Here is a 25481-nt window from a genome sequence, read left to right as displayed (position 1 = left end):
AATTATTGAGAGCCTTTTTTGCCAAATAGCGTTTCTATTTTCCATTTTACATTAGCATAAACTTTCATCAGTCCATAAGGAATAATAAACGTCTGTAAAACATCTTTTAAGTGCTTGCTTGAATTGGGTCTTGATAAATACAATGAAATAAAAGCAAAATAGATACTTTGAAAATATTGATTCCTTATTTTAAAAACATTCGTCAGCAATAAATAATATTCACCAAGAATGGGTTTAATCAAATGGGTATATTTATAACCTAACTCTTTATCAACATTTGAATACATAAACATCCTATTCTTAATAAAAACCTCATCAAGGTTACTATCAGTATAGCTCATACCACCTAAATGTCTTCTGTAAACGCACATTACTTCTGGTAAATAACCAATATAGCCTTTGCTTGATAAGAGGAGGTAAAGGGGAATATCACCGCTTTTAGATAACAAAAACCAATCTGGGAATTTCTCACCAATCAAATGTCTTCTAAACATTACACTGGCTGTAGCCATAAACCACACTTCCTTTTTAGTAAGTAAATCTTCTGGATATATTTTGTCTTTTTGGTCGGGTGGATTAATATTTTCATTGGGTCTCCCTGAGCCATCCTCATACGCCATAATGGCATTATGAAAGCAAGCAGATGCTTCTGGATTTTGTTCAAGAAAATCATATTCCATTTGAAGTTTATTGTTGTTGATTAAATAATCATCACCTTCAATATGGACGATGTATCTACCTTTGCATTGGTAAAAAGTATTGACAAAATTACCTTTACCAGGGCATTTTTTAGAACCCTGATTTACTTCATACAAAAGGGGTACGATAATATCTGGGTATTTGTTGGCATATTCAATGACAATAGATCTAGAGCTATCTGGAGAACAATCTTCGCCAATGACAATTTCAAATTTGAAATTAGTAACTTGATTTACTAGGCTATCTAAGCACTCTCTAAGAAAATGTTCGTGATTATAAACAGTAACAAGAATGCTTACTTCAGGTTTGATTATTTCAGACATTATCAGACGCGTTATAATTATTAATTAAATTAAAATAAAGTAGTGTAGAAAATAATAACATTAAAGCTTAGCTTCAGCATAACCAAAACCACTAGCACCAAAACCGTTCCCGTTATAAAACATTATTTTTTTATCAAGGTGGTTTATCACCAAAGGATATTCTATCATTTGAGCATCCCAACCGCTTTCGGATACATCAATCCCTACTTGGTCGTCTAATCTTGTCCAATCGATACCATTATCTGATTCTGCATAGCCAATCCTGTAGCTTCTTGCTACATTGTTTCTATAATCATCGATGGCTCTGTAAGAATACCACATTTTATAGATACCGTCTTCTATTAAAACGGATGGTCTAGAAATTCCTCCTTCTACGGCATCTTTATAATCTATGGCAATTTTCCCTTGGCGAACCCAGTTGATACCGTCTTCAGACTCCGCATATTTAATATTATAACAGGGTTCTAATTTTCCATCAGGAGCATCATACCAATGCGTACAATTGAGATACCATACTTTAAAAATCCCTTTGTCGAATAAAACACAGCAACTTCCATTAAAAAGAGGTTCAGTCGCAATAGTATGAATAACAGGACCTTCAAATAACTTGGTGAAATTTAATCCATCCATACTTTTGGCAATCCCGATTGAATTATGGTATGGAATCGTATTTCTAACTGTCCAACCGATGTAATACAACCACTTTTCGCCATTAGGATGATGCAATAACCAAGTTGGCATGATGCCACAGTCATCAAAAGTACCTGCTGTTCCTAATTCAAGAATGGGTTTTTCATGCACATAAATTACTTCTGCTAAATTGCTAGGATTCAAATCCAGAAAAGATGCGACACATCTTCCCTTTTGGTCGCGTGCAGAATAATAAATTCTTACTTTATCTTCAAAATTAGTGTCAGCACAAACCACATGGGCATGTGTTTGATTCCAGCCAAATTTTCCATCAGGCTTATATATCAATCCCTTTTTCTCCCAAATCATAGATTAATGTCTTTACTTGAAACTTTTGCTTTTTCTGCTGGATTACCTTTATAAATACTCCATTCATCAGTCTTTTTACCAGTGAAATTCGTTCCCATAGCTATCAGTGTACCTTCGGCTAAATGCACGCCATCTCTGATTGTGGCATTTACACCCAAAAAACAATAAGGCTCAACAATACAGCGACCAGAGAGTACGATATGTGAGGTAAAATAAACATGGTCTTTAATCACACTATGGTGACCAATATGGTTGCCCGACCAAAGTACTACGTCGTTCCCAATCGTCACAAAAGGTTGAATGGTGTTATCTTCTAAAATAAAGCAGTTTTCACCGATTTTATCAGTCAAAACAGTAGCTTTAGAGCTGATGTATGAAATAAATTCATAGCCTTTATCCTTTGCTTCTTGATACACTTTTGCCCTCACCTGATTCATTTTGCGTTCAGAAAGCGGAGCAAAAAACTTATATTCAGTCGTAGGATAAAGCGTAGTTACCTCCTCAAATGGAACCACTGGAAGTCCACAAAAAGTAGGTTCTTTGATATATGCCTGATTGACTGTAAAAGCAACAATTTCGTGCTCAGAGTCGTGTGTTAAATAATAGTGTGCTAATTCTGCCACTAATTCCGTTCCGAAAACTACTACTTTTGCCATCTTGTAAGGTATTTATTAAGTATGAAAACCATTTCTTTTAATGTCATCTACACTAACTCAAAGTTATCCAAGTATTCTTTAATCGTTGCCTTTGAGTTGAACATCAACACATCAATGATTGAAAGCCAAGGTACAAACTCATTTTTAAATTGAGGGTAAACACAAGGTTTACTTTTGATAAAAAACAGTTCCATCTCTCTATCGCTAAAAGCAGATTTATCATATAATTCAAGACCACCAATCGGATTGATATATGTATCAGCTTTTTCTTGCAAACAAATGTCAATGATTCTTTCTTGTGCCTTTAAATGAGTGTTGACGTATATACTTGAACTTGATACTATTTCAGTAGTAATGTCTAGGTATGCTGCAATAATTGTTAGGTTATTCGTAATTACTGCTGATATATTGGTCAGTTCTGTGTTAATTGTTTTTTCAATTAATGGCAGAACATCTGCATAGAACGGTGCTTTTTTATAGCTTAATGCTATTGTTTTTAGAAATTTACTTTTCCAAGCAGCGTCCCAGTTAACCTCAATTGTATTAATTAATTTATTCTGACTTGCTTCTTTCAATGGAATGGTAAATAAGCTATCGTTTCCATTGACTAATATCCTATTACGATTAATCCAGCCCTTATTGATATAATTAACATCATCATAAATTATAAATTTATCAACAGCATTAATTAATTGAAAATACCCAATGTATGGGAATATATAGGGTTGCATAATGGCAATTTTCATAATCAGTCTTTAAGGATAACTAGCGTAATTTTCGGAGGTAATAATCTTCACCTTTTACAATTACATTAACCATCGTTGTATCAGTTCCTAAGCGAATATCGCCTATTTGTGGTTTAATTACACTTTTAGCAAAGAATAAATAATCAGCTTCTTTTGGAATAGGTCTCAGTCCTTGTTCAAATGGGTTAATAACAATTAACTTTCTAGTCAATTTATCTCCCCAAAGCGGATATTCATAATCATCATTTATCGTTGCTAATGCCACTGTTGCATTTTGTGGAACAAGCTTATTGAAATTTTCATAAGCCTTTGTAATGTCGGGTCTGGCTTCTGTTAATATTTCCATTCTCGTCATATCAAAAGCAGACTTTCTTCCGTAGGCACTTATTGGTAAACATCTATAGTTTAAAAATGTTGCTAACAGCCCCGAAACGATACCAATAGCTACTACAAAACCCACATAGGTTTTTAAGACCACATGATTTGGCTTTTCGATAGAATATTTTCCTGTGAAAAGTAATGTCAGAAAAGGAACAGCAAAAATCGCCGTACTTATCATGTACCTCCCTTTCCAAGGGTCGTAGGCAGCAGTATATGACAACGCTATGAAATGTAAAACAAATGCGAGACCTAAATAATAATAAACGGCCTTGTTTCTGATAACCCCAATTAAGACTAATATAATTAATGGAATAATTAAAGCGAAGCCAAAAATGCCCCAATAAGGACTCATATTATAAAACTCGAATCGTTTATTATACGTAAATGGAACAATTGTAAAATCAGTTTCAGCTTCTAAACGAGTTTTAAGGACATTTCTTTCAAACCACATGATTGGTTTTTTCATGGCTCTGTTCAGCTTTTCTCCTTCATCCCAATTTCGGAAGCCATCTAAATTGATTAAGTCGATGCTATACCTAAGAACATTACGAGACCCCTGTTTGATGAGGTTTGCCTTCGTGCCTGCTCTGTCAATCGACTGGTGTTTTAAAGCAGTAGGAGGGCCAATCGGGTGGTGATATTCTTGAATATTAGGAATATAACCTGCAGGAAGCGTAAATAATATAAAGCCAAGTACAAAGGCTACGAACAGGTGTTTAAAATGAACAAATGTGATAGAGAATAAACTGCTTTTTTCATTTTCTTTGAAAACAGTATAAAGCAATATCAAAAACACAGGTGGAAGCGAAAACACAAAGGTTATTTTATGACCTAAAGCTATGCCAAAAGTTAATCCTGCTAAGTAAATGTATCTTCTTTTCTTCTTTTCATTAAAGCTAAATAGAAAATATACCAGACACCCCAAATAGGAAGCAAGCACAACATCAGATTCAGTTGTAATGGCTTGTTTTAATACATCAGGTAACATCAAAACAACTAAGCCACAAAAAAAACTTGCAGTAAGATTTTTACTAATACTTCTTGCAATACCAAAAACGCTGAATCCTATCATCCAATAAGCAGTATGATGAATGGCTTTGAACCAGTTTTCAACCTTGCCAGACATTAGGTAATTATAGATTTGGATAGTACAAGCACTTCTAGGATAAGTGTCTATATTCCAGTTTGTTCCGCCAAAATGAGCCATCGTTCCATGTTGAAGATAGTACAACAAGCGGTTTAAATGACCAGTCATGCTGTCCCATTCATTAGGAGGAGTATAGCAGATTAGTATAAAGTTGGTAATTTCAATAATCGCTAAGGTAATGAAAAGACCACCGAAGATAAATTTTAAGAATAGTGATAAATTACCAAACCAATTCCAGACGGCTTGGATTCTGCTACCAATTATTTGAAAAATAGTAAAGTTTTCGTTCCTATCTTTCCCGAAGAAATTGTTGAATTGAATATAGAAAATATAAGCAGGAATAAATACACCGATAGCCCAAAACCTTCTATCATTCATTTTGTTGATTTCAGAGATCGTAAAACCTGTTAAGATAACACTTCCACAAAAAACAACATAAGCGATAATAATAATGTCAATTAATGATTTTTGACAAACTCGTGCCGATACTCTAAATACAAAGCCAATAAAAATGGCAAATATGATAGGATACAAGAAAGTCATATTGTTTATGAAATAGTGTTATTGATTATCGTACTAATTCTTTCAACATCGGTATGTGCTAAATCATAGTAAAGAGGTAATGCCAAAGCTCTAGGAGCAAAATCATCTGAAATTGGACAATTACTTTGTTCGGTAACAAACTTTAAGGTACTTAAAGAAGGGTAGAAGTATCTTCTAGGAACAATGTTCTCAGCTTCAAGTGCCGCTTTTACTTGTAATAATATTTCTTCTGATTCCAGAAAAATAGGATAATAAGCATGGTTACTTTGTATGGGCACTTTCACGAAAGGCTTGACTAATTTATCCCAATTCAATAGTTGATCGTATAATTCAAAAATCTTTTTACGGGCTTCTACAATTTCAGTAACCTTGGGCAAAACACATAGCCCCATTGCAGCATGGAATTCAGAGTTTTTACCATTAATGCCAATCGTATAATAAGTATCACTCTTATGTCCGAAACTTCTATAACTATCAATCAGATAAGCTAAATTATCATCGTTTGTGAAAATAGCACCGCCTTCTGTGGTATGAAACACTTTGGTCGAGTGAAAACTACAAGTGCTTATATCGCCAAAATTAAATAAAGACGTTCCATCTACTTTTACCCCAAAAGCATGTGCTGCATCATAAATTAATTTGATGTTATGCTTTTTGGCAATGTCAGCCAATTTTTCTACTTCACAAGGATTACCATATACGTGAGTAGCCAAAATAGCTTCTGTATTTTCAGTAATTAGGGCTTCAACTTTTGATGGGTCTATACAAAAATCATCAGGAGAAATGTCTGCAAAAATAGGCGTACAGTTTTCCCAAACGATTGAATGGGAAGTAGCACAATATGAAAATGGAGTAGTAATTACTTCTTTAGTAACATTCAGTACTTTTAGGGCTATTTGTAAAGCAATAGTTCCGTTACTCACATAAAAACAATGTTTTACGCCTAGGTATTCTTTGAGCTTTCTTTCTAATTCCTGAACTAAAGGCCCATTATTAGTTAATTGGTTTCTCTGCCAGATACCTTCTACATATCGCTGGAATTCTTCAATCGGAGGTAGGTATGTTTTTGTAACGTTTATCATTTGTTGATGTTATGATAGAATAAGTAAAAAAATAGAATATACTTGTTCCTAAATAACATTTTCTAGTTCAAGTTGAGTAATAGGGAAGTTGATTTTTGGTCGGATATAGCCCGGCCATTTTCCATACCATTCACTACCCTCGCGATAATCTTCAATCTCAAAAATTAATACTTCTCCGAAATTATAAATTACACTAGACTTATCTTTGACAACCATCAATGAAATTGAGTAAGACCCATCATTCATAAAATCAGCGGGAATCTCACATTCTGCATAAATTACTCCTTTTCTTAGGTTCAAAGATGGCGTACCAATGTTAAAAATACATTCTCCCGTCAAAGAATTAAGATGAAGACTAATATTAGTATCAATGCCTTCAACCATACTCCAAAATTCAATTTGAATTTTGAAAGAAGTCCTTACATCAATATGTTTTAGGTTATCGTGATAATCAGGCGTAAGTTTTACTTTCTTTAATCTAATACTATCATTACCAGGGGCTTCACTAGGAATCGACCAGCTTGATTCTAAGGCTGTTTTTTGTACATGACTCAAATAAGTCGCCAATACCTGATTGGTTTCGCCCATTTCAAGTAATTTACCTTTCTGCATATACATTGACTTATTACAAAGCCCTTGCACAGCCGTAAGGTTATGGCTTACAAAAAGAATAGTTCTGCCCGAAGTAGAAGCATCCTTCATTTTGCCTAAACATTTTCTTTGAAATTCAGCATCACCTACAGCTAATACTTCATCAACGATTAAGATTTCAGGTTCTAGATGGGCAGAGATTGCAAAACCGAGACGTACGTACATCCCAGATGAATATCGTTTTACGGGAGTATCTAAAAATTTTTCAACGCCAGCAAAATCAACAATCGCATCAAAATGCTTTTTGATTTCCTGTCGCTTCATTCCTAAGATAGAACCATTTAAGAAAATATTTTCTCGTCCTGATAATTCTGGATGAAACCCAGTTCCAACTTCTAATAAACTGGCTACTCTTCCTTTTATCTTTATTTTACCTTGTGAAGGTTCTGTAATTCTACTCAAGATTTTAAGCATTGTTGATTTACCAGCACCATTTGAGCCAATGATACCAACCCTATCACCTTGATTAATTTGAAAACTAACGTCCTTCAAAGCCCAGAATTCTTCGTGACTTATTTGTTCTTCAGTTTTCTTTGAGAATATGTTTTTTAGTTTATCTGTGACTACCTCTCTCAGCGTATCAGCTTTCGCATTGCTTTTGATGTGGTCGATAATGTATTTTTTACTTATATTTTCAGCTTCAATTACTGTCATTTTCAAGGGTTTTTTTTACATTATTTTTCAATTACGAATAATGTTAAATGTAATCCACAAAAGAGTTTTCTTTTTTCCGGAAAAAAATAATTGCTAGTGTAGTTGTTATTGTTACAAAAATAATTGTTGGGATAAATGAATTCCATTCAAAATCTTGATAATTTGGAATTAAACACCACCTAAACCCTTCTATAATGCCTGCTAATGGGTTAATCCATTGATAAATTGGGTACCAAGGAAAGCTTTTGAGAGAAGCCAGCGGATATGCTACAGGACAAACAAAAAAGCCATATTGTACTACTAAAGGAACTATTTGTTGAAAATCTCTGAATTGCACATTTAAAGATGCGAAAATTACACCCAAACTAAACGAAGCAAAAAAGGCTAAAAATAAAAAAACTGGTACAAATATAATATTCACCGTAGGTGGATATCCTTTATAAATAAGAAAAGGAATCATTACAACAAAGCCAACGATGAAGTCAAGTAAAGGAACAGCTACAGCACTTAACGGCATTAATAATCTAGGGAAATATACTTTTGAAACTAAGTTGGCATTACCAGTGATACTGTTGCTTACTTGTTGGAATGACATCGCAAAGAAGTTCCAAAAAATAACTCCTGTAAATATAATAATTTGCAAAGGTATTGCAGAATGACTTTCAATTTTAGCTACTTTATCAAAGGCAAAAACAAAAACTAACACAGTAAGTACGGGTCTGAAAATAGCCCAAGCTACCCCAACAAATGTTTGTTTATACTTTACGGTAATATCTCTAATTGCTAAAATATAAAGTAATTCTCTGAATCTCCATAAGTCTTGCCAATAGTACTTTTCTGACCGTCCTGACTCTATTACTGTTTCGTGCATAATATTTTTTGAAATTATTCTTCTGTCTTTTGTGCTATTTTTCCAAATGTTTTTGAAAATACAATATATAAGATTGAGAGAAATAGCCCCAGAACAGTTCCAATAATTGTTCCTTTTGTAATTCTATCTATTTCTTTTGGATAAGGCAATTCCGCATCATCAATAATTGTAAATAGCGGAGATTCCTTTACCATTGAAAACTTCATATTGTCTAGGCTTCTTACAGCCTCAAAATACATACTTTGTAATTGAGAGCTATTGGTAGATAAACGTTGTTGTTGTATTAAACCCTGCTGAACGATTACTTGTTGGTTTTGGTCAGCAAATCTAGCCGCTGCACCTTGTGTATAATATAATTCTTTTCTTAATGAGTCTACACGTCTTTCTACTAAATTAAGTAGTTCTTTAGATTTTTTTGTCTTAGTCTCAATATAAAAATTAGTAATCGTTTTCAAGTAAAGATGGGCCCAAAGATCTGAAAGTGTATCATTTCTTGTAATAACATGCAATGTTACAAAAGAAGCTTTTTTACTTTCGTTTACCATGCTAGTCAATGGCATCAAAAAATTCTGAATAATTCTAAGATGAGCTTTCTCTTTAACCGTACACTTATCATAAGCATCATGTTTAAATGTAAAAGTTTGAATCACATCATCATCATCCATCTCAATTTCACGAATCCCACTCTTTTTCAAGAAATAATTAGCAAAAATTTCTTCTTTACCTTTTATTTTTACTTTAGTGAGAAGTGCCCTATTATAAAGATTTTTAGTTCTAATCAGCTCGTTAAAGTTCTCTCCCGTAAATAAATTAGAAGAAGGAGCTGCGCCAGTATTTACCCCAAAAGCACTTGCTAAATCAGATAAACCACCTCCACTAGAACTATTACTGTTTTCCATATTAAATAATATAGTCGCAGTATAAACGGGTGGTTTCCTTGTGATTAACTCCCATGCTAGTCCACAAGAAGTACCAACGATAGTAGAGATAAGTATTACCTTCCAGTTTTGTGCTATCAGTTTTTTTAGCTTTACTACTTTTAAAGCAATGTCTTCCAGAGAAAACTGATCTTCAGGTAATGTTGTATGTTGTTTTGCTGACATTTTAAATCCTAAATTATAATATTACTTGAAAGCTCTGATAAGTGCGAAAACAGTCCCTAGACTTGTTAAGCCTATTGATATTGTTTGAATTGTTTGTAATACCTGTTGCGTAGCGCCTTGTCTAATATTCAAACTTGGAACGATGATTTCAGAACCTGGGTAAACTTTAGGATATATATTAATCAACCCTAAGAATTTTCTTGTTCTGTCAACAGAACCATTGGCATAAATGATATAAGAACGTTTACGTGACGATAATTCTGTGAAACCACCTGCTTCAGAGATATAGTGTTTAAATGGCAAGCCATCAATATATCTAGTTGAAGTAGGGTACAATACTTCGCCTTGCATTCTTACAGTTTGTGGCTCTTTTGGGATTTTAATGATGTCGCCATCTTGCAACAACATATTGGCTGGAGCATCGGGGTTATCTAAGGCTTCTACTAAATCAATGCCAACAGATTCAGAAGTTTCTTCTTTAACGGCTTTTACTTTTACAGATGCTTCTTGCGTATTATCTGAAAGCTCGCTAAACTGTTCACTTTTTCTGTCAACTTCTTGTTTGCTTATTTTAAATTTACGTACCAATGTAGCTCCTTTTGGATAAGCTTGTGCATTTAAGCCACCTGCTCTTGCGATTACGTCTGAAATACGTTCATTCTTTCTTTCTAGTCCATATACCCCTGGGAACGTAATTTGCCCTTCAACAGAAACAAATTGTTGTTTTTCGTAGTTTGGAGACGAACGCACAAACACTTCATCAAATGGCTCTAAGATAAATTTAGATGCATTTGGGTCAAGTGACAAATTGTTATTGATAGAAAAATTAAAACGTTCTCCAATCGTTGAATTGATTTGGGCTGGATCATCTTTACCAATGTTTTTCTTTCTTCTGATTACTTCAATTCTACCTGTAGCTGCCGATTCTTTCAATCCACCAGCCTTTTCAATCAAATCCTCTACAGTCATATTATGGATAAACGGAAAAGTGCCAATAGGAGAGTCGTTGTTAGGACTTTCGCTTGGGGTTTCTGAAACACCAGTTGAGCCTTTATCAGTAGCACTCGTTAGAGGTGCTGTTTCTTTCAAATTGATTTCTCCCTGAATTCTGACAGTATATTTTTCCATTAATTCAACTACTGAATAAATAGTCACAATATCTTCACGACGAAGGGCTATATCGGGTATTTTGCCTGAAGTAAGGTCGTTATAATTGATTGAAATATTTTCTTTAGTTAAATCATCACGAAGTCTGGTAATGGTTATTCTTCCAAGAAAAGCATCTTCTCTGAACCCTTCTCCTCGCTTGATTAATTTTGTTAGCGTAGGACTATCGTTAACCGAAAACTTTCCTGGTCTGAATACCGCACCTTCTAACGTTACAGCATTTTCTATTCTGTTTGTTAAAACTTTTTCGACTGTAATAATATCGCCTGGTTTTGGATAAAACGAAGAAATTAAATCATTGCTCAAATCGATTAATTTACTTTCCTTTTCAGTGATGCGTTGAACTTTCAAGAGACTTTTATAAGCCATCGCTGTAAAGCCACTTCCATATTCATTGATGATTCTTTCTAAGTTTTCGTTTGGTAGAACCTCAAAGACAGCTGGTTTTTTTACTTCTCCTACAATCTCAACTCTTGATTTATAAGCACCTACCTGAATAAGGTCTTGGTCTTGTAGCCCAATGTTTTGACGTAAGTTTCCTGTCGTCAATAAATCATATAAATCTACTTGAGCAATCAACTTTTTATCTCTTATTACTTTAATCTCACGGAATGTACCGTTTTCGTTAGGTCCGCCAGCTAGATAAAGTGCATTCATTACTCTTGATAAAGAAGAAATAGAATAGGTTCCTGGGGCAACTACATTTCCTAATATCGAAACTCTGATAGTTTTGATGCTACCAAGTGATACTGTGGCCGTGGTGTTGGCAGGAGCACCACCATATGGCTTAAGACCAATATAGATTTTTGATAATCTATCAACAATTCTTCTTTTAGCTTCTTCAATGGTAATACCACTTACAAAAACATTCCCAACTTTAGCAATTTTAATATATCCATCTGGAGTAACTGGAAGCGTGTAATGCTCTTCAGAATATCCATTAATATCAATTACTAATTCATCACCAGCCCCTAATATGTAATTTTTAGGCGTTGGGATATTGAGTGAACTTTCAAAAGTAATGTTTGGATTATTGAAAATATCTATACCAAATATTTTTTTACGATAGGCCGCACTAGCAGAATCCGCACTTGATATAGCTTTGTCTGCTGATTTTGCCTTCAAACTATCACTTGATACTTTATTACTACCTGATGTGTTTACCTTTCTTGGATCCGCATTTGGCAATTTAGTTGCTGATGTTTGAATTTTAGCCCCTTGCATAGGTAAAGCTAAATTTTGAAGATCTCCGAGGTTAAAGGTTTGACCATTACTACGATTTGATAGAAAGGAGAGACATAGAAAAAGAATAGAAACGATAAATTTACAGATGTGTGAAGAAATGAATCGTACGCCTACCTGATTTGGGCAATCGTTTGCTTGCATGATTTTAAACATATAAATTGTTGCCTGTGGGTTTAAAAGGATTCTTAATGCTATCAATTTAATCTTATTGACAATGTTTGATAATTCTAAACAAAATGCAAAGTAAAACAACTTTTAGTAATTTCTAACGCCCATTGTCAATATTAATTATGTGTCGTAAGATTAAATTACGCTAATTTTATAAATTCTTAATGTTTTTGTAGCTTTGTTTCGCTGATATACGGAATAGTGAAAACGTACAATTTTGTATAGAATCATTTTTGTTATAATTTTTAGTTTTTAATTGTTGTTGGATAGTGTTTATGTTGAAATAAATGCTATAGTAGTACTAAATCCTTGCTTGAATATGTCAACAAACCCTACTTCAGTACAATATACAGAAGATAATATACGCTCTCTTGACTGGAAAGAGCATATTCGCCTTCGTCCAGGTATGTATATCGGGAAATTAGGAGACGGTTCTTCTATTGATGATGGTATTTATGTCTTAGTGAAAGAAATCATGGATAACTCTATCGATGAGCACATGATGGGAAATGGGAAAACCATTGAGATTAAAATCAGTGACCATCGGGTAGAAGTTCGAGATTATGGTCGTGGTATTCCTTTGGGGAAAGTGATAGATTGTGTCTCTAAGATTAACACAGGGGGTAAATACGATTCTGGTGCTTTTCAAAAATCGGTAGGACTAAATGGTGTTGGTACCAAAGCTACCAATGCACTTTCGTCGTATTTCAAAGTACAATCTTTCCGTGATGGTAAAACCAAATGGGCTGAGTTTAAACAAGGTGAATTGATTGCTGAATCGCCAGATGGAACAGAATCTAATGCCAGAAATGGTACGTTAGTGATGTTTGAGCCTGATAATACTATTTTCAAAAATTATCATTACATCCCTCAATATTTAGAAAACCTTATTTGGAATTATGCCTATTTGAACGCTGGATTGACAATTAATTTCAACGGTCAGAAGTATTATTCACAAAATGGATTATTTGATTTGTTGAGTAAATATTCATCTGAAGAAGAGCGTCGTTATCCAATTATCCACATGAAAGGTGCTGATATTGAAGTAGCGCTTACGCATGGCAATCAGTATGGCGAAGAATATTATTCTTTTGTAAACGGACAAAATACTACTCAAGGAGGTACGCACTTACAAGCTTTTCGTGAAGCCATCGTTCGGGCGGTTCGTGAGTTTTATAAAAAGGATTATGCACCTGAGGATATTCGTGCTAGTATCGTTGGGGCTATTGCCATTCGTGTACAAGAACCTGTTTTTGAATCTCAAACTAAAACGAAGTTAGGTTCAAACAATATGTCGCCTGATGCTAGTTCACAGTCTGTAAGAAGCTTTATTGGAGATTTTATCAAAACTAACCTTGATAATTACCTGCATAAAAATCCTACAACTGCTGATGCTATCAAGAAAAGAATTGAGCAGTCGGAACGTGAGCGTAAAGACATGGCGGGTATTAAAAAGCTAGCCAACGAGCGTGCTAAAAAGGCTAATTTACACAATAAAAAGTTAAGAGATTGTAGAGTACACCTGACAGATGAAAAAGCAGATAACAGATATGAATCGATGCTTTTTATTACCGAAGGGGATTCTGCCAGTGGTTCAATCACTAAATCTAGGAATGTGCAAAGTCAAGCGGTGTTTAGTTTAAGAGGTAAACCGTTGAATTGCTTTGGCTTAACCAAGAAAATAGTGTATGAAAATGAGGAGTTTAACTTGCTTCAACATGCATTAAATATTGAAGAAGGATTAGAAGGACTGCGTTATCATAAAATTATTATCGCAACCGATGCCGATGTGGATGGTATGCATATTCGTCTGTTAATGATGACTTTCTTCTTACAATTCTTCCCAGATTTAGTAAGAAACGGGCATTTGTATATTTTGGAAACGCCTTTGTTTAGAGTAAGAAATAAAAAAGAAACGATTTACTGTTATTCAGATGAAGAACGTTTGAATGCTATCGAAAAGCTAAGCCCAAAACCAGAAATTACTCGTTTTAAAGGGTTAGGGGAGATTTCACCAGAGGAATTTGGGAAATTTATCAACGATGATATTCGATTAGAACCAGTGATTTTGACAAAAGATACAACGATACCTAAGATTCTGACTTATTTCATGGGCAAAAACACGCCTGACCGTCAGAAGTTTATCATTGAAAATCTAATCATAGAAAAAGACCCTGCCGAATTAGCGGCATAAATTCAGCGAAGTTCGCTCTAATAAAAGTTAAAATGTCTCTCGAAGAATTAAGAAATCAAATTGACTCGCTTGACAACCAAATGCTTGAAATTCTAAACAAGCGAATGGATGTTGTAAAACAAGTCGGCGAGTTAAAAAAACAAACTCAAACAGTTATTTATCGTCCAGAACGAGAAAAACAAATCGTTGATCGTCTGGTGGCTGCTAATAATGGATTATTGAATAGAGCGGCTATTGAAGCCATTTATTTAGAGATTTTTGCTGTTTCTCGTAATTTAGAATTGCCCGAAAGAATTGCCTATTTAGGCCCAGAAGGAAGTTTTACCCATCAAGCAGCCGAAAGTAGATTCGGAGCCATGAGCGATTATTTGGCTTTGCCCAATATACGTTCAGTATTTGAAAGTATTGATACTGGTCGTGCACGCTTTGGCGTAGTACCTATCGAAAATAATTTAGAAGGAATAGTTAAAGAGACCATCGATTTACTCAATGAAACAGACTTGAAAATTGTTTCAGAAGTAATCATTTCTGTACATTTTACCTTTGCGACAAAAGCGGAAAAACTATCAGATATTAAAAGAATTTATTCAAAAGACATCGCTTTTGGTCAGTGCGAAAAATTCTTGAATGATTATTTTGGCGGAAAAGAAGATGATTTTTTTGTACAAGTAGATTCAACATCAAAAGCAGCAAAATTAGCTGCCTCAGAAACTGACTCTGCGGCAATATGTTCGCACATCGCTGCTAAGTTGTTCGATGTACCTATTCTATTTGATAACATTCAAGATTCTGCCCAGAACCGTACGCGTTTCTTTATTATTGGTAAAGATTTTATCAATCAAAAAAGCGGAAATGACAAAACAACGATTATCGCAAAATTACCAGAAGATGGTAAACCAGGTACGTTGGTTAGATTTCTACAGGAATTTGAAAGTCAAGGAATTAACCTGTTGAAAATAGAGAGCCGTCCTGTAAAAGAAGGAGAACAATTCAATTTCTGGTTCTTGATGGAGTTTGATGGTTATTTCTTAGACGAAAGCGTTCAAACGATTATGTCTAAGCATGCTTCCGAAATAAAATGGTTGGGTAGTTATGTTAAAACCCAGTAAAGTAATATCAATATTCAAGAGCGGTAATTCTTTTTTAGAATTACCGCTCTTTATTTATCATCCTTTTGATGATTATATTTAATCAAAAAATGATGGATATTTAAACGCAATAATAACATACATTATCAGCGCTAATACTAAAGATACTGGATATAATTTTGTGGTCTTAGGGCGTTATGTTATTTTTGAACTTTGGAAATAACAATTAATTCAAAATAAATGGCTTTATTACAAGACAAGGTGGTGTTAGTAACGGGTGCTTCAAGAGGCATCGGCCGTGCAATTGCCTTTAAAATGGCTCATGAAGGAGCAAATGTTGCTTTTACTTATCTTTCATCTGTAGAAAAAGGACAGGCTTTAGAAGCAGAATTGTCTGCTTTAGGAATAAAAGCAATTGGCTATCGTTCAGATGCTTCTGACTATAAGCAAGCAGAAGAATTGATGAATTCAGTTGTTGCTGATTTTGGTAAAATAGATGTATTGATTAACAATGCAGGTATTACTAAAGACGGCTTATTAATGAGAATGACAGAAGAACAATGGGATTCTGTTATCCAAGTAAACTTGAAGTCTGTTTTTAATTTAACAAAAGCAGCCACCAAACCAATGATGAAAGCTAAAGCTGGCTCTATCATCAACCTTACCTCGGTAGTAGGTATTCGTGGAAATGCTGGTCAAGCAAATTATGCTGCTTCTAAAGCAGGTATTATTGGCTTTACTAAGTCGGTTGCTTTAGAATTAGGCTCTAGAAATATCCGTTCAAACGCAATTGCTCCAGGTTTTATCGAAACTGAAATGACTGGAGAATTGAATGCTGCGGCTACTGAAGAATGGAAAAAATCAATTCCATTGAAACGTGGAGGACAGCCAGAAGAAGTAGCAGATGCTTGTGTATTCCTTGCATCAGATATGTCTCGTTACATAACAGGACAAGTATTGCAAGTAGACGGCGGAATGCTTACTTAGTTATTTAGTGATTGAGTGAATTGTGATTGAGTGATTTTAAATAGTTGTGAGTTAGTGAATTGTGAGTTAATGTTTGAGTTTATTTTCCTTTATAACACTAACTCACAATTCACTAACTCATCACTCACAACTAATCCTTCTACTCCTTTTTTGATAAGAGACAACAAACAAAGCCCATGATGAAATTCGATTTTCTCTTTCAATCTTCTCCTTGGTTTATTCCACTCTGTTTTTTACTTGCTGGTGTATACGCCTTTGTGTTGTATCAAAAAAATACAAATTGGACAAAAGCCCAAAATTACATAATGGCCGCTTTTAGGTTTGTGGCTGTTAGTATTTTAAGTATGCTTTTGTTGAGTTTTTTAATCAGGCAAGTAAGCCAGAACATTCAAAAGAAAACAGTAGTTTTTGCTTTAGATAATTCACAGTCGATGAATGTATCAGGGCAAAAAGTATTAGAAGAACTGAAAAAGAACCTCAATGAAATAAAAGAAAGCCTTCTGGAAAAAGACTATGAAGTAGCCTTCGTAGGCTTTAATGAAGAGAATACTCAAAACCTTGAAAAACTTCAATTCAATTATAAAACATCCAACCTTTCAAATCTACTTTCGGGCATTAAAAATACTTTTGAGGACCAAAACTTAACGGATGTTGTCCTAGTTTCAGATGGAATCGTTAACGAAGGGATTTCTCCCGCTTCAGAATCCTTTAAATTCCCTGTACACACGATTGGTTTGGGCGATACCATTCCTAAAAAAGATATTGCCGTTAAAACGGTTTATGCCAACAAGATAGCATATTTGGGCAACAAGTTTCCTGTACAAACAGATATTACCGCTTTTGGGTTTGAAGGAAAAGCTGCCAACGTCTATTTAAAACAAGGAGGGAAGATATTAGAAAAGCAGAGCGTAGTTTTTAATCAAAAAGACGATTTGAAAACACTGACTTTTAATACTACTGCTACTCAAGTAGGCGTACAGCACTTAACGGTTGAAATAGATTTATTATCAGGAGAGTTTTCAAATAGGAATAATCGTCAAGAAGTTTACATAGAAGTAATCAATGGGAAAGAGAAAATATTACTCTTGGCACTCGCTCCGCATCCTGATGTAAAAGCACTGAAAAGTATCATTGAGAAAAATGAAAACTATGAATTAGATGTAAAGATTCTGACAGAAAATGCTAATCCAGAGATTAACAAAACCTATGACTTACTGATTTTACACCAATTGCCTGATGGTTACAATACATACTCTAATGTCTTCAAACCATTATTAGACAAAAATATTCCAGCTTTTTTTGTGTTAGGAAACCAATCAGGAGTGAATTATTTAAACCAACTGAATCAGGTAATGCAAATAAATGCTGATTTAGGAGAAAGTGATAAAGTGACGGGTATTTATAATAAAAATTTCAAGGTATTGAATTTTGATGCTGAACAAATGGATATAATAGCAAAGTTTCCACAGCTTTCGGTTCCTTTTGGCGATTTTACTTTGCTCCCTAATACAGAAGTGTTATTGTATCAAAAAGTAGGTACTGTTCAAACACAGAAACCACTTTTGGCTATGAATATGGGGACTAAAAAGTCTGCTATTTTTACAGGGGAAGGACTTTGGACATGGCGATTAGAAGAATTTCAATTGACAGAAAAACATATAGTAGTGGATGATGTTATTACAAAGGTTTTACAATACCTGTCGGCCAAAGATGATAAAAGAAAATTAAGAGTTTATCCATTAAAAACACCTTTGTCTTTAGGAGAAAAAGTAGTGTTTGAGACTGAAATTTATAACGGTATTTACGAGAAACTATACAATCAGCCAATTAAGCTTACGATAAAAGACGAAAAAGGGTTTACTAGAAACTATACGTATTCGACCACGGCAGACAATACAAAATTTGAAATTAGTGGATTACCCGCTGGTGTGTATCGTTTCAATGCAACTTCCACCATACTTGGTAAAGTAGAACAAGCCACAGGCGAATTTGTCATTCAAGATTTACAAATTGAAAATATTAACCTTACCGCTGATTTTGATGTACTAAGGCAATTAGCTAATAAAACAGGAGGGAAGTTTTTTAATGAAAATGAATTTGAAAAACTGAAACAGACGATATTAAGTCACCAAGTGCCAGACAAAATAGAAGCTACCGAAGATTTAAAAGAAATGATAAATCTTCGCTGGATTTTCTTTTTAATTCTTACGCTCCTCACAGCAGAATGGGTGATGAGGAAATACTTGGGAGGATATTAAATTTATCATAAATTCAGTCTATAGCAGGCTGAATTTATTTTTTTTATGCCATATTTAAAAAACAAATCATCTCAAAGCAACTATGAAAAACAATCCTCATCCATTGCTAAAAATAGCAATATTAATGTTATTGGTTTTATTTACTTTTAAAACCAATTTACTAGCACAAAATAATGAACAGTATATTTTTGGAGATGCCCTGCCAGATGCTCCCGAATTGTCAGTAAGGGGAGAATATAAAGTGGGTGTCCGTACATTGGAATTTGTTCATAGAGGACAGATAGATGTACTAAAATCTAAAGATGGGGTAGATGCTATTTATGACCGTCCTTTGAAAGTGGAAGTTTGGTATCCTGCTAATTTGTCTGATAATGAAAAAGAAATCGTAGCTTATGACCAAGTATTTGGTGTTTCAAACGACCCTAAACGCCCTTTAATTCCCTTTCAGTTTTTAGGTAGAGCTGCCCGAGATGCCAAACCTAAAACGGGTGTTGGTGCTTTTCCGCTGATTGTAGTTTCGCATGGTTATTTAGGTTCACGACTGTTAATGACCTATTTAACCGAAAATCTGGCGTCAAAAGGGTATGTAGTAGTAGCCATTGACCATACCGAGTCCACTTATCGTGATGCTTCTCCATTTCAAAGCACCTTGTTGAATCGTGCTAAAGATATTTTATTTACATTGAATCAAATAGCTGACTTGGCTAAACCCAAAAGTAAAAGCTTTCTGGAGGGATTAGCAGATGCTAATAATACCGCATTAATTGGTTATTCAATGGGCGGTTATGGTGTTCTGAATGCAGCAGGTGCTGGTTATAGTCAGCAAGCAGGTACATTATTTACCACCATGACAGGCGGCAGTAAAGCTATAGAAGTGAGAACGTCAGGAAATGCTGAATTTATAGCTTCGCAAGATAGCCGTATCAAAGCGGTAGTAGCTTTTGCACCTTGGGGAATGCAACGAGGTGTGTGGGATGCCGAAGGATTAAAAGGACTAAAAGTGCCTACTTTTTTTGTAGCAGGTAGTCAGGATGATATATCTGGTTATGAAGACGGCATCAAAGCCATTTATAAAGGAACAATTAATAGCGAACGGTACTTGCTTACTTATATGAATGCTCGTCATAACGTAGCACCTAATCCGCCACCAGCCGAATCTTATAAACCCGAACGAGCCAGAGATTATGCTCATTATTCAGAACCCGCTTGGAACGAACGACATATTAATAATATCAATCAACATTTTGTGACAGCCTTTTTAGGAATCCAACTAAAGCATCAAGATTTTGGGAAATACCTTTCTGTTCAGCCTAATTCAAATGAAAAGAATTGGACAGGTTTTCCTCCACGTTCTTCGGTAGGTCTAGAGTTATTGCATGAAGTGCCAGTAAAATAGATTATTTTTGTGGAAATATTGAAAATGACTTGATGATTACTTTAAAAGCAATCATCAAGTCATTTTTACAAATAGTTATTCAAATGGAGTTTTTCACGATTATTAATATTGGCGGAACAATTGCTTTTGCCATTTCTGGTACTTTAGCAGGCATACGTAAACAATTAGATATTTTTGGTTTATTGGTTATCGCTTTTGTTACATCCATTGGCGGAGGAACTATTCGTGATATTTTAATTGGTCATTTGCCTGTAAGATGGCTTTTAGATTCTTCCGTGATTTTATTAATAACCTGTACTTTTATCCTGACAATCATCTTAAAAAATCATATCGACAAACTAGATAAAACACTCACTTTTTTTGATTCGCTTGGTTTGGGTTTCTTCACGCTAAGAGGCATTCAAGAAGGATTAGCCATCAATTTAGACATTTCGGCTTGTGTTATTTTAGGAACAATCACCGCTTGTTTTGGAGGACTAATTCGTGATATTTTGTTAAACGAAATTCCGTATCTTCTTAGAAAAGAAGTTATTTATGCAACACCCTGTATTATAGGTGGTTTGTGTTATTTCTTAATGAAGCAACTTGCTTTGCCAAATGAGTTGGTAGATTTATTAACCATTCTTATCATCTTCGGAATCCGACTGTTAGCTGTAAAAATGAATTTAACCTTGCCTAAGGTTAGTTAAAGAGACTTCTGTTTGTGATTGGATTTTTACAGGTTAATTAGCTTTTCGTGATTTTATTTCAGTTTCTATTTGCTTTAGGACAATAATACTTGGTAAAAGAGTGAGACCACTACCACCAGCAACAGCAAGTAACGCATAATTTTTACTTTTTGTAGCAAGATAAATAAGGGTAATTAAAGCAATTGCCATTACAATGCCGAGTCCTATCACAGCACCCTTTGCCTTTTTTTGTTTTGCCTGTAGTTCTTCTAATGTTAATTCTGCGAGGTTTTTATTCTCTTTCATGTGATTCTTTTGGTTTATTGGTTTGTTGAAATTTTATTTGAGTATAAATTTTACGCTTACTGTTGCGCTTATTTTAATCTTTTCAAATTCTATTTTTGGAGCTTCATATTTTGCTTTGTCAACTGTATTATATCCACGAATTTGGACACCTGGAATTGGTCCTTGAAGTAGATTATCAAAATTTGTATCATTGTCTGTGATATGAATTGCGTTTCCAATGGTTTGTCCAATAGGTTTTGTCAGTAGAATGGCTTTTTTTTGTGCGTTCTCAATTGCTCTGGTTCGGCAAATATTTTTCAAATTTTCAATATCAGAATGGTCAACTTTTTGAATGGAAGTATTTGATATGCCTAAGTCTTCAAGTTGTATAAATACTTTACTTGCAGTTTCGGCATTGGTAACTTTTAAAATATACTCTTTGGTCTTTAGGATGTCTTTTTGCTTTAAGAAATAAGACTTGTAATTACTCACCATATCGCTACTGGTCAGGTCTATTTCAGTATTAATCCCCATTGCTTTAAATGCTGTAATCATCTTCATTTCTTGTTCTTCAACAGAAACTTTATCTCTACTGTCTTTTTCTGTAATGATGATTTTAAGATAGATAAGATTAGGCGTTACTAAGGTGTCTTGGTAACCACTAACCTCAATATAAGGTTGGTCGATAAAGTTTTTTGTCTGCCCATATCCAAAAGTAAATATTGTGATGCATAAACAAAAGGTCAAAAGTATTTTATTCATTTTAGTGAGTTTTGTATTTAGAGGGTGAAGTTTAAGTGATGGGGAAACTCTTTTTCAAATAAAGGATAAGGAACACCTTCCAAGTTAATTTCAAATTCATCACTATCCATACCACTTATTTGATTTCCTAATGCTTTAATTTCTATTCCATTTTGATTTCTAACGACCAAATTTTCTATGGTTCGAGTTGATATTAATTTTTCATCTGGATAGTCAGCTACTAATTCAACGTTGTTGATTATACAATAATTTCTAAAGAAGTCATATCCTGAAATAATATTGATAAAGTATATCTTTCCAAAAACAACTCCCATTGATGCGTCTGCATTTTCAAGCTCTGTTGTCCCTATTTTTTTGTTTTCAAGTAGTATGTCATAAAATTTCTTTGTCAACATTCCTGTATTTTCTTTTATAAATCTTTAATCAAACAAACTATACGTTCAACTTCGGTAAACCCAATCTTCTTATGAAAATCTATGCTTTCAGTATTCGTAATCTCTGTATCAGAGGCAAGTTGTTTATACCCTTTTTGCTTAGCCCAACCCTCAACAACATTCATTAACTTTTTCGCGATGCCTTGCTTTTGATAAGTTGGCTTTACATAAATCCCCTCTACATAAGCAACTGGCAAATCTACCGCTCCTGCTACATAATCATTTCGAGTGCTTACATGTATAAACGCAATATAATTTTCTTGGTCTTTGTATAGGTAACAAATTTCATTTTCTGAGCCAATGATATTTTTGTAATTGTCAAATTCTTCCTCAAATTCACAATCTTCCCAAAGTGCTAAAACAAGTTCTATTAGTTGTTTGAGGTTGTTTATTGAAAGCTGTTCTATTTGCATTTTTAAGTCATTATTAAGCACATAACCATCTTCCATGGGGTAAGTTGAAGGTTATCTTAGTGTTATATGTGCTGTACTACTTTTTGTAAGTTCAGATTTTTACCTAAAGTAATGATTTATTCTTAATACCTAATAACAAGCTTATTTTAAATTTAATTAGTTAACAGATTTACCTTTTCAAGCTTAAAACCAAACTCACTAAGTTTTAATAGTTATTTTTGAGGGATGAAATAAAGTCGATTTAATTCTTTTACATAGCTTTGAATTATTTACTAGCAACAGACTTTCCATTAAAACATACCTTATGAAAATAACAGCAGAACACAATGAGCGAATGGCAAAATTGACTTTTGCATCAGTATATCCACATTATGTTGCAAAAGTTGAGAGTAAAGGCAGGACAAAAGCGGAATTACACCAAGTAATAACGTGGTTAACCGGCTTTGATGATGAGAAAATACAACAACTAATTGATGAAAAAGTGACTTTTGAAACTTTTTTTCAGAGAGCTACCCTAAATCCGAATGCTTCACTCATAACTGGAGTAATTTGTGGCTATCGGATAGAAGAAATAGATAATACTTTAACTAAAGAAGTAAGATATTTAGACAAACTAGTAGACGAGTTGGCGAAAGGCAAAAAGATGGAGAAAATTTTGCGTGGTGCCAACATATAAATAAGTAATGTATATAATTAAAATGATGGTTTTAGTAAATAATTGATAATTAGAAATTTATAGTTCTAATTGTCAATTATTTACTAATTACTACTTAACTCGCAATTCACAATTTCAAACTTTATGATGTCTGTTCAATGTTATTGTGGTTCAAACCTAGCGTTTAGTGAATGTTGTGAACCAATTATTTTAGGAAAAAAAGAAGCACCTACGGCGGAGGCATTGATGCGTTCAAGATATTCTGCTTATGCCTCAGTTGCGCCTGATTATTTATTAGCAAGTACACATTCTACCGAACGTACTAAGTTTACCAAGCAAGATTTGGCGGCATGGGCAAGCGAAAATCAATGGCAAAAATTAACAATACTTCATACTAAAAACGGGCAAGTAAATGATATAAATGGGGAAGTGACTTTTAAAGCCTATTTCAAAAACGCTGATGGACAAACGTCAATTCATCATGAGCATTCAACTTTTGTGAAAGAAAATGGTAAATGGGTTTATGTAAAAGGAATTATCAATCCTAAAAATATTACCTCAGAAGTCCTAATTAACAGAAATGACCCTTGTATTTGTGGAAGTGGAAAGAAATATAAAAAATGTTGTGGCGTTTAAGTAGCTGTAAGCTTTGAGATGTGAGCTTTTTAAGGTTAAATTTTATACATAACAGATTACAAATAACCGATAACCGCTTGCAAAGTCCTAAATTGCAGACAAATTAACAATTAAGAAAATGAATATAGGAGATAGAGTAAGACTATTACGTGGAAAAGAAGAAGGAATCGTTACCAAGATATTGTCGAATAATATTATTGAAATAGAGATTGAAGATGGTTTTACGATACCCGTAAAGCGTTCGGATGCCGTAATTATAGATGAATTAGAACAAAAAACATTTAAGCCTGTAGCCCCTTCTCGTTCTTTTGAACCACAGGCTAGTATCGAGCGTCGCCAACCAACAACGCCTGAGATTTTGGCAAACAAAGGTGTTTACATGGCCTTTGTGCCTGTGAATGACCGTGAACTTTCGCAACATCTTATCAATAATACCGATTGGGAATTACCATTTATGCTTTCGGTTGGTTCAGACCCACACCATAAAGGTTTGGCATCTGGAACGTTGAAACCAAAATCATCTATCAAAGTTCAAAATGTATTGGTGAAAGACTTTGAAGAATGGGGAACGTTTGTATTCCAAGCATTTTTCTATCGTTTGGCATTTATGAAATTGCCAGAGCCATTGATAAGACGACTAAAATTCAGGGTAAATACTTTTTTTAAGAGCAAACAAAAAGCCCCAATTTTAAATCAGGATGCACATTTGTTTCAGTTGGATGCTGAGGATTCTGTTAATCCTGTTCCTACAAAAATCAACACAGAAAAATTGATTGAACAAATGTTTGAAAAGCAAGCACCAGAACCTGTGGTAGTTTTGCCTTCCAAACCAGCTATTGAAGTTGATTTACATATCGAAAAGTTATCTGCTGATGCTTGGGCGATGTCAAACCGAGAAATGTTGGCATTGCAATTAGCAACTTTCGACAAACAGTTTGAAGCGGCCATTGCCAATGGAATGGATGAAATTACGTTTATTCATGGTGTTGGCAATGGCGTATTAAGAGATGCCATTCACAAAAAACTTTCGGGCCATAAAAATGTAAAATACTTTGAAGATGCTCAGAAAGAGAAATTCGGTTACGGGGCGACTAATGTGAAGATCAAGTAGTTGTCGGCTATGAGCTATGAGCTATGAGTAGGAGGTAAGTGGAAATTCTTACAACATCCCTAGCGAGGGACTTATTAGCTTTCATAAAATAAACGTTCTTTGATTTTTTGAGTAAATTTCATTACAAATATTTCCAAGAAAGTTATCGTCTTTCATTAA

23 protein-coding genes are annotated in these 25481 nt (G+C 34.3%); 9 read left to right on the top strand and 14 right to left on the bottom strand.

What is annotated here, in order from left to right:
- Positions 1-2: 2 nt before the first annotated feature.
- The 10 genes from J2Y60_RS15690 to J2Y60_RS15645 are packed head-to-tail and all read right to left on the bottom strand — an operon-like array spanning position 3 to position 12408.
- Positions 3-1022: a glycosyltransferase gene (locus tag J2Y60_RS15690; protein WP_309919779.1), complete on the bottom strand. Its 1020-nt coding sequence runs from the start codon at positions 1020-1022 to the stop codon at positions 3-5.
- A gap of 60 nt (positions 1023-1082) precedes the next feature.
- Positions 1083-2021, bottom strand: coding sequence for a hypothetical protein (locus J2Y60_RS15685; protein WP_309919776.1), 939 nt, complete (start codon positions 2019-2021; stop codon positions 1083-1085).
- Positions 2018-2677: an acetyltransferase gene (locus tag J2Y60_RS15680; protein ID WP_309919773.1), complete on the bottom strand. Its 660-nt coding sequence runs from the start codon at positions 2675-2677 to the stop codon at positions 2018-2020. Before J2Y60_RS15680 ends, J2Y60_RS15685 begins: the two co-directional genes overlap by 4 nt.
- Positions 2678-2724: 47 nt before the next feature.
- Complete coding sequence (locus J2Y60_RS15675) at positions 2725-3423, bottom strand: WbqC family protein (RefSeq protein ID WP_309919770.1); 699 nt, start codon at positions 3421-3423, stop codon at positions 2725-2727.
- Between the two features lie 19 nt (positions 3424-3442).
- Complete coding sequence (locus J2Y60_RS15670) at positions 3443-5494, bottom strand: glycosyltransferase family 39 protein (RefSeq protein ID WP_309919766.1); 2052 nt, start codon at positions 5492-5494, stop codon at positions 3443-3445.
- A 5-nt stretch (positions 5495-5499) separates the two neighbouring features.
- On the bottom strand, positions 5500-6576 hold the full coding sequence (locus tag J2Y60_RS15665) for a DegT/DnrJ/EryC1/StrS family aminotransferase (protein WP_309919763.1): 1077 nt from the start codon (positions 6574-6576) through the stop codon (positions 5500-5502).
- Positions 6577-6624: 48 nt separating this feature from the next.
- Positions 6625-7881: an ABC transporter ATP-binding protein gene (locus tag J2Y60_RS15660; protein WP_309919759.1), complete on the bottom strand. Its 1257-nt coding sequence runs from the start codon at positions 7879-7881 to the stop codon at positions 6625-6627.
- Positions 7882-7924: 43 nt separating this feature from the next.
- Entirely contained in the window at positions 7925-8752 is an 828-nt protein-coding gene (locus J2Y60_RS15655) for an ABC transporter permease (RefSeq protein WP_309919756.1), read from the bottom strand.
- A gap of 14 nt (positions 8753-8766) precedes the next feature.
- Positions 8767-9855: a hypothetical protein gene (locus J2Y60_RS15650; protein ID WP_309919753.1), complete on the bottom strand. Its 1089-nt coding sequence runs from the start codon at positions 9853-9855 to the stop codon at positions 8767-8769.
- 21 nt (positions 9856-9876) lie between these two features.
- Complete coding sequence (locus tag J2Y60_RS15645) at positions 9877-12408, bottom strand: SLBB domain-containing protein (protein WP_309919750.1); 2532 nt, start codon at positions 12406-12408, stop codon at positions 9877-9879.
- Between the two features lie 346 nt (positions 12409-12754).
- On the opposite strand from J2Y60_RS15645, the gene J2Y60_RS15640 reads away from it, so the two are divergent.
- From J2Y60_RS15640 to J2Y60_RS15615, 6 genes are all read left to right on the top strand, one after another.
- Positions 12755-14629: a DNA topoisomerase IV subunit B gene (locus J2Y60_RS15640; protein WP_309919747.1), complete on the top strand. Its 1875-nt coding sequence runs from the start codon at positions 12755-12757 to the stop codon at positions 14627-14629.
- Between the two features lie 32 nt (positions 14630-14661).
- A complete protein-coding gene (gene pheA, locus J2Y60_RS15635) occupies positions 14662-15738 on the top strand; it encodes a prephenate dehydratase (protein WP_309919743.1) in 1077 nt (358 codons plus the stop codon).
- A gap of 219 nt (positions 15739-15957) precedes the next feature.
- On the top strand, positions 15958-16704 hold the full coding sequence (gene fabG / locus J2Y60_RS15630; protein ID WP_309919740.1) for a 3-oxoacyl-[acyl-carrier-protein] reductase: 747 nt from the start codon (positions 15958-15960) through the stop codon (positions 16702-16704).
- Positions 16705-16880: 176 nt separating this feature from the next.
- A complete protein-coding gene (locus J2Y60_RS15625) occupies positions 16881-18962 on the top strand; it encodes a VWA domain-containing protein (protein ID WP_309919737.1) in 2082 nt (693 codons plus the stop codon).
- Between the two features lie 82 nt (positions 18963-19044).
- On the top strand, positions 19045-20358 hold the full coding sequence (locus J2Y60_RS15620; protein ID WP_409014234.1) for an alpha/beta hydrolase family protein: 1314 nt from the start codon (positions 19045-19047) through the stop codon (positions 20356-20358).
- A gap of 83 nt (positions 20359-20441) precedes the next feature.
- Entirely contained in the window at positions 20442-21047 is a 606-nt protein-coding gene (locus tag J2Y60_RS15615) for a trimeric intracellular cation channel family protein (RefSeq protein WP_309994685.1), read from the top strand.
- Positions 21048-21080: 33 nt separating this feature from the next.
- Here J2Y60_RS15615 and J2Y60_RS15610 read toward each other — a convergent pair whose 3' ends face one another.
- The 4 genes from J2Y60_RS15610 to aac(6') are packed head-to-tail and all read right to left on the bottom strand — an operon-like array spanning position 21081 to position 22956.
- Positions 21081-21332 (bottom strand): hypothetical protein, encoded by a 252-nt coding sequence (locus J2Y60_RS15610; protein ID WP_309919731.1) that lies wholly within the window; start codon positions 21330-21332, stop codon positions 21081-21083.
- A gap of 33 nt (positions 21333-21365) precedes the next feature.
- Positions 21366-22073 (bottom strand): SIMPL domain-containing protein, encoded by a 708-nt coding sequence (locus tag J2Y60_RS15605; protein WP_309919728.1) that lies wholly within the window; start codon positions 22071-22073, stop codon positions 21366-21368.
- A 17-nt stretch (positions 22074-22090) separates the two neighbouring features.
- Entirely contained in the window at positions 22091-22468 is a 378-nt protein-coding gene (locus J2Y60_RS15600; protein ID WP_309919725.1) for a hypothetical protein, read from the bottom strand.
- 14 nt (positions 22469-22482) lie between these two features.
- Positions 22483-22956, bottom strand: a complete 474-nt coding sequence (gene aac(6') / locus J2Y60_RS15595; RefSeq protein ID WP_309919723.1) for an aminoglycoside 6'-N-acetyltransferase — start codon at positions 22954-22956, stop codon at positions 22483-22485.
- 268 nt (positions 22957-23224) lie between these two features.
- Between aac(6') and J2Y60_RS15590 the strand changes: the two genes are divergently transcribed.
- From J2Y60_RS15590 to J2Y60_RS15580, 3 genes are all read left to right on the top strand, one after another.
- On the top strand, positions 23225-23596 hold the full coding sequence (locus J2Y60_RS15590) for a DUF2200 domain-containing protein (RefSeq protein ID WP_309919717.1): 372 nt from the start codon (positions 23225-23227) through the stop codon (positions 23594-23596).
- Positions 23597-23719: 123 nt separating this feature from the next.
- A complete protein-coding gene (locus J2Y60_RS15585; RefSeq protein ID WP_309919714.1) occupies positions 23720-24211 on the top strand; it encodes a YchJ family protein in 492 nt (163 codons plus the stop codon).
- Between the two features lie 118 nt (positions 24212-24329).
- Positions 24330-25322, top strand: coding sequence for a DUF2027 domain-containing protein (locus tag J2Y60_RS15580; RefSeq protein ID WP_309919713.1), 993 nt, complete (start codon positions 24330-24332; stop codon positions 25320-25322).
- The last annotated feature ends 159 nt before the right edge of the window (positions 25323-25481 follow it).

This window comes from Arcicella sp. BE140 (assembly GCF_031456255.1).
In the GTDB taxonomy this organism is placed as follows: domain Bacteria; phylum Bacteroidota; class Bacteroidia; order Cytophagales; family Spirosomataceae; genus Arcicella; species Arcicella aquatica.
Note: the sequence above shows the minus strand (reverse complement) of the source record. Positions and strands in the feature narration are given on the sequence as shown.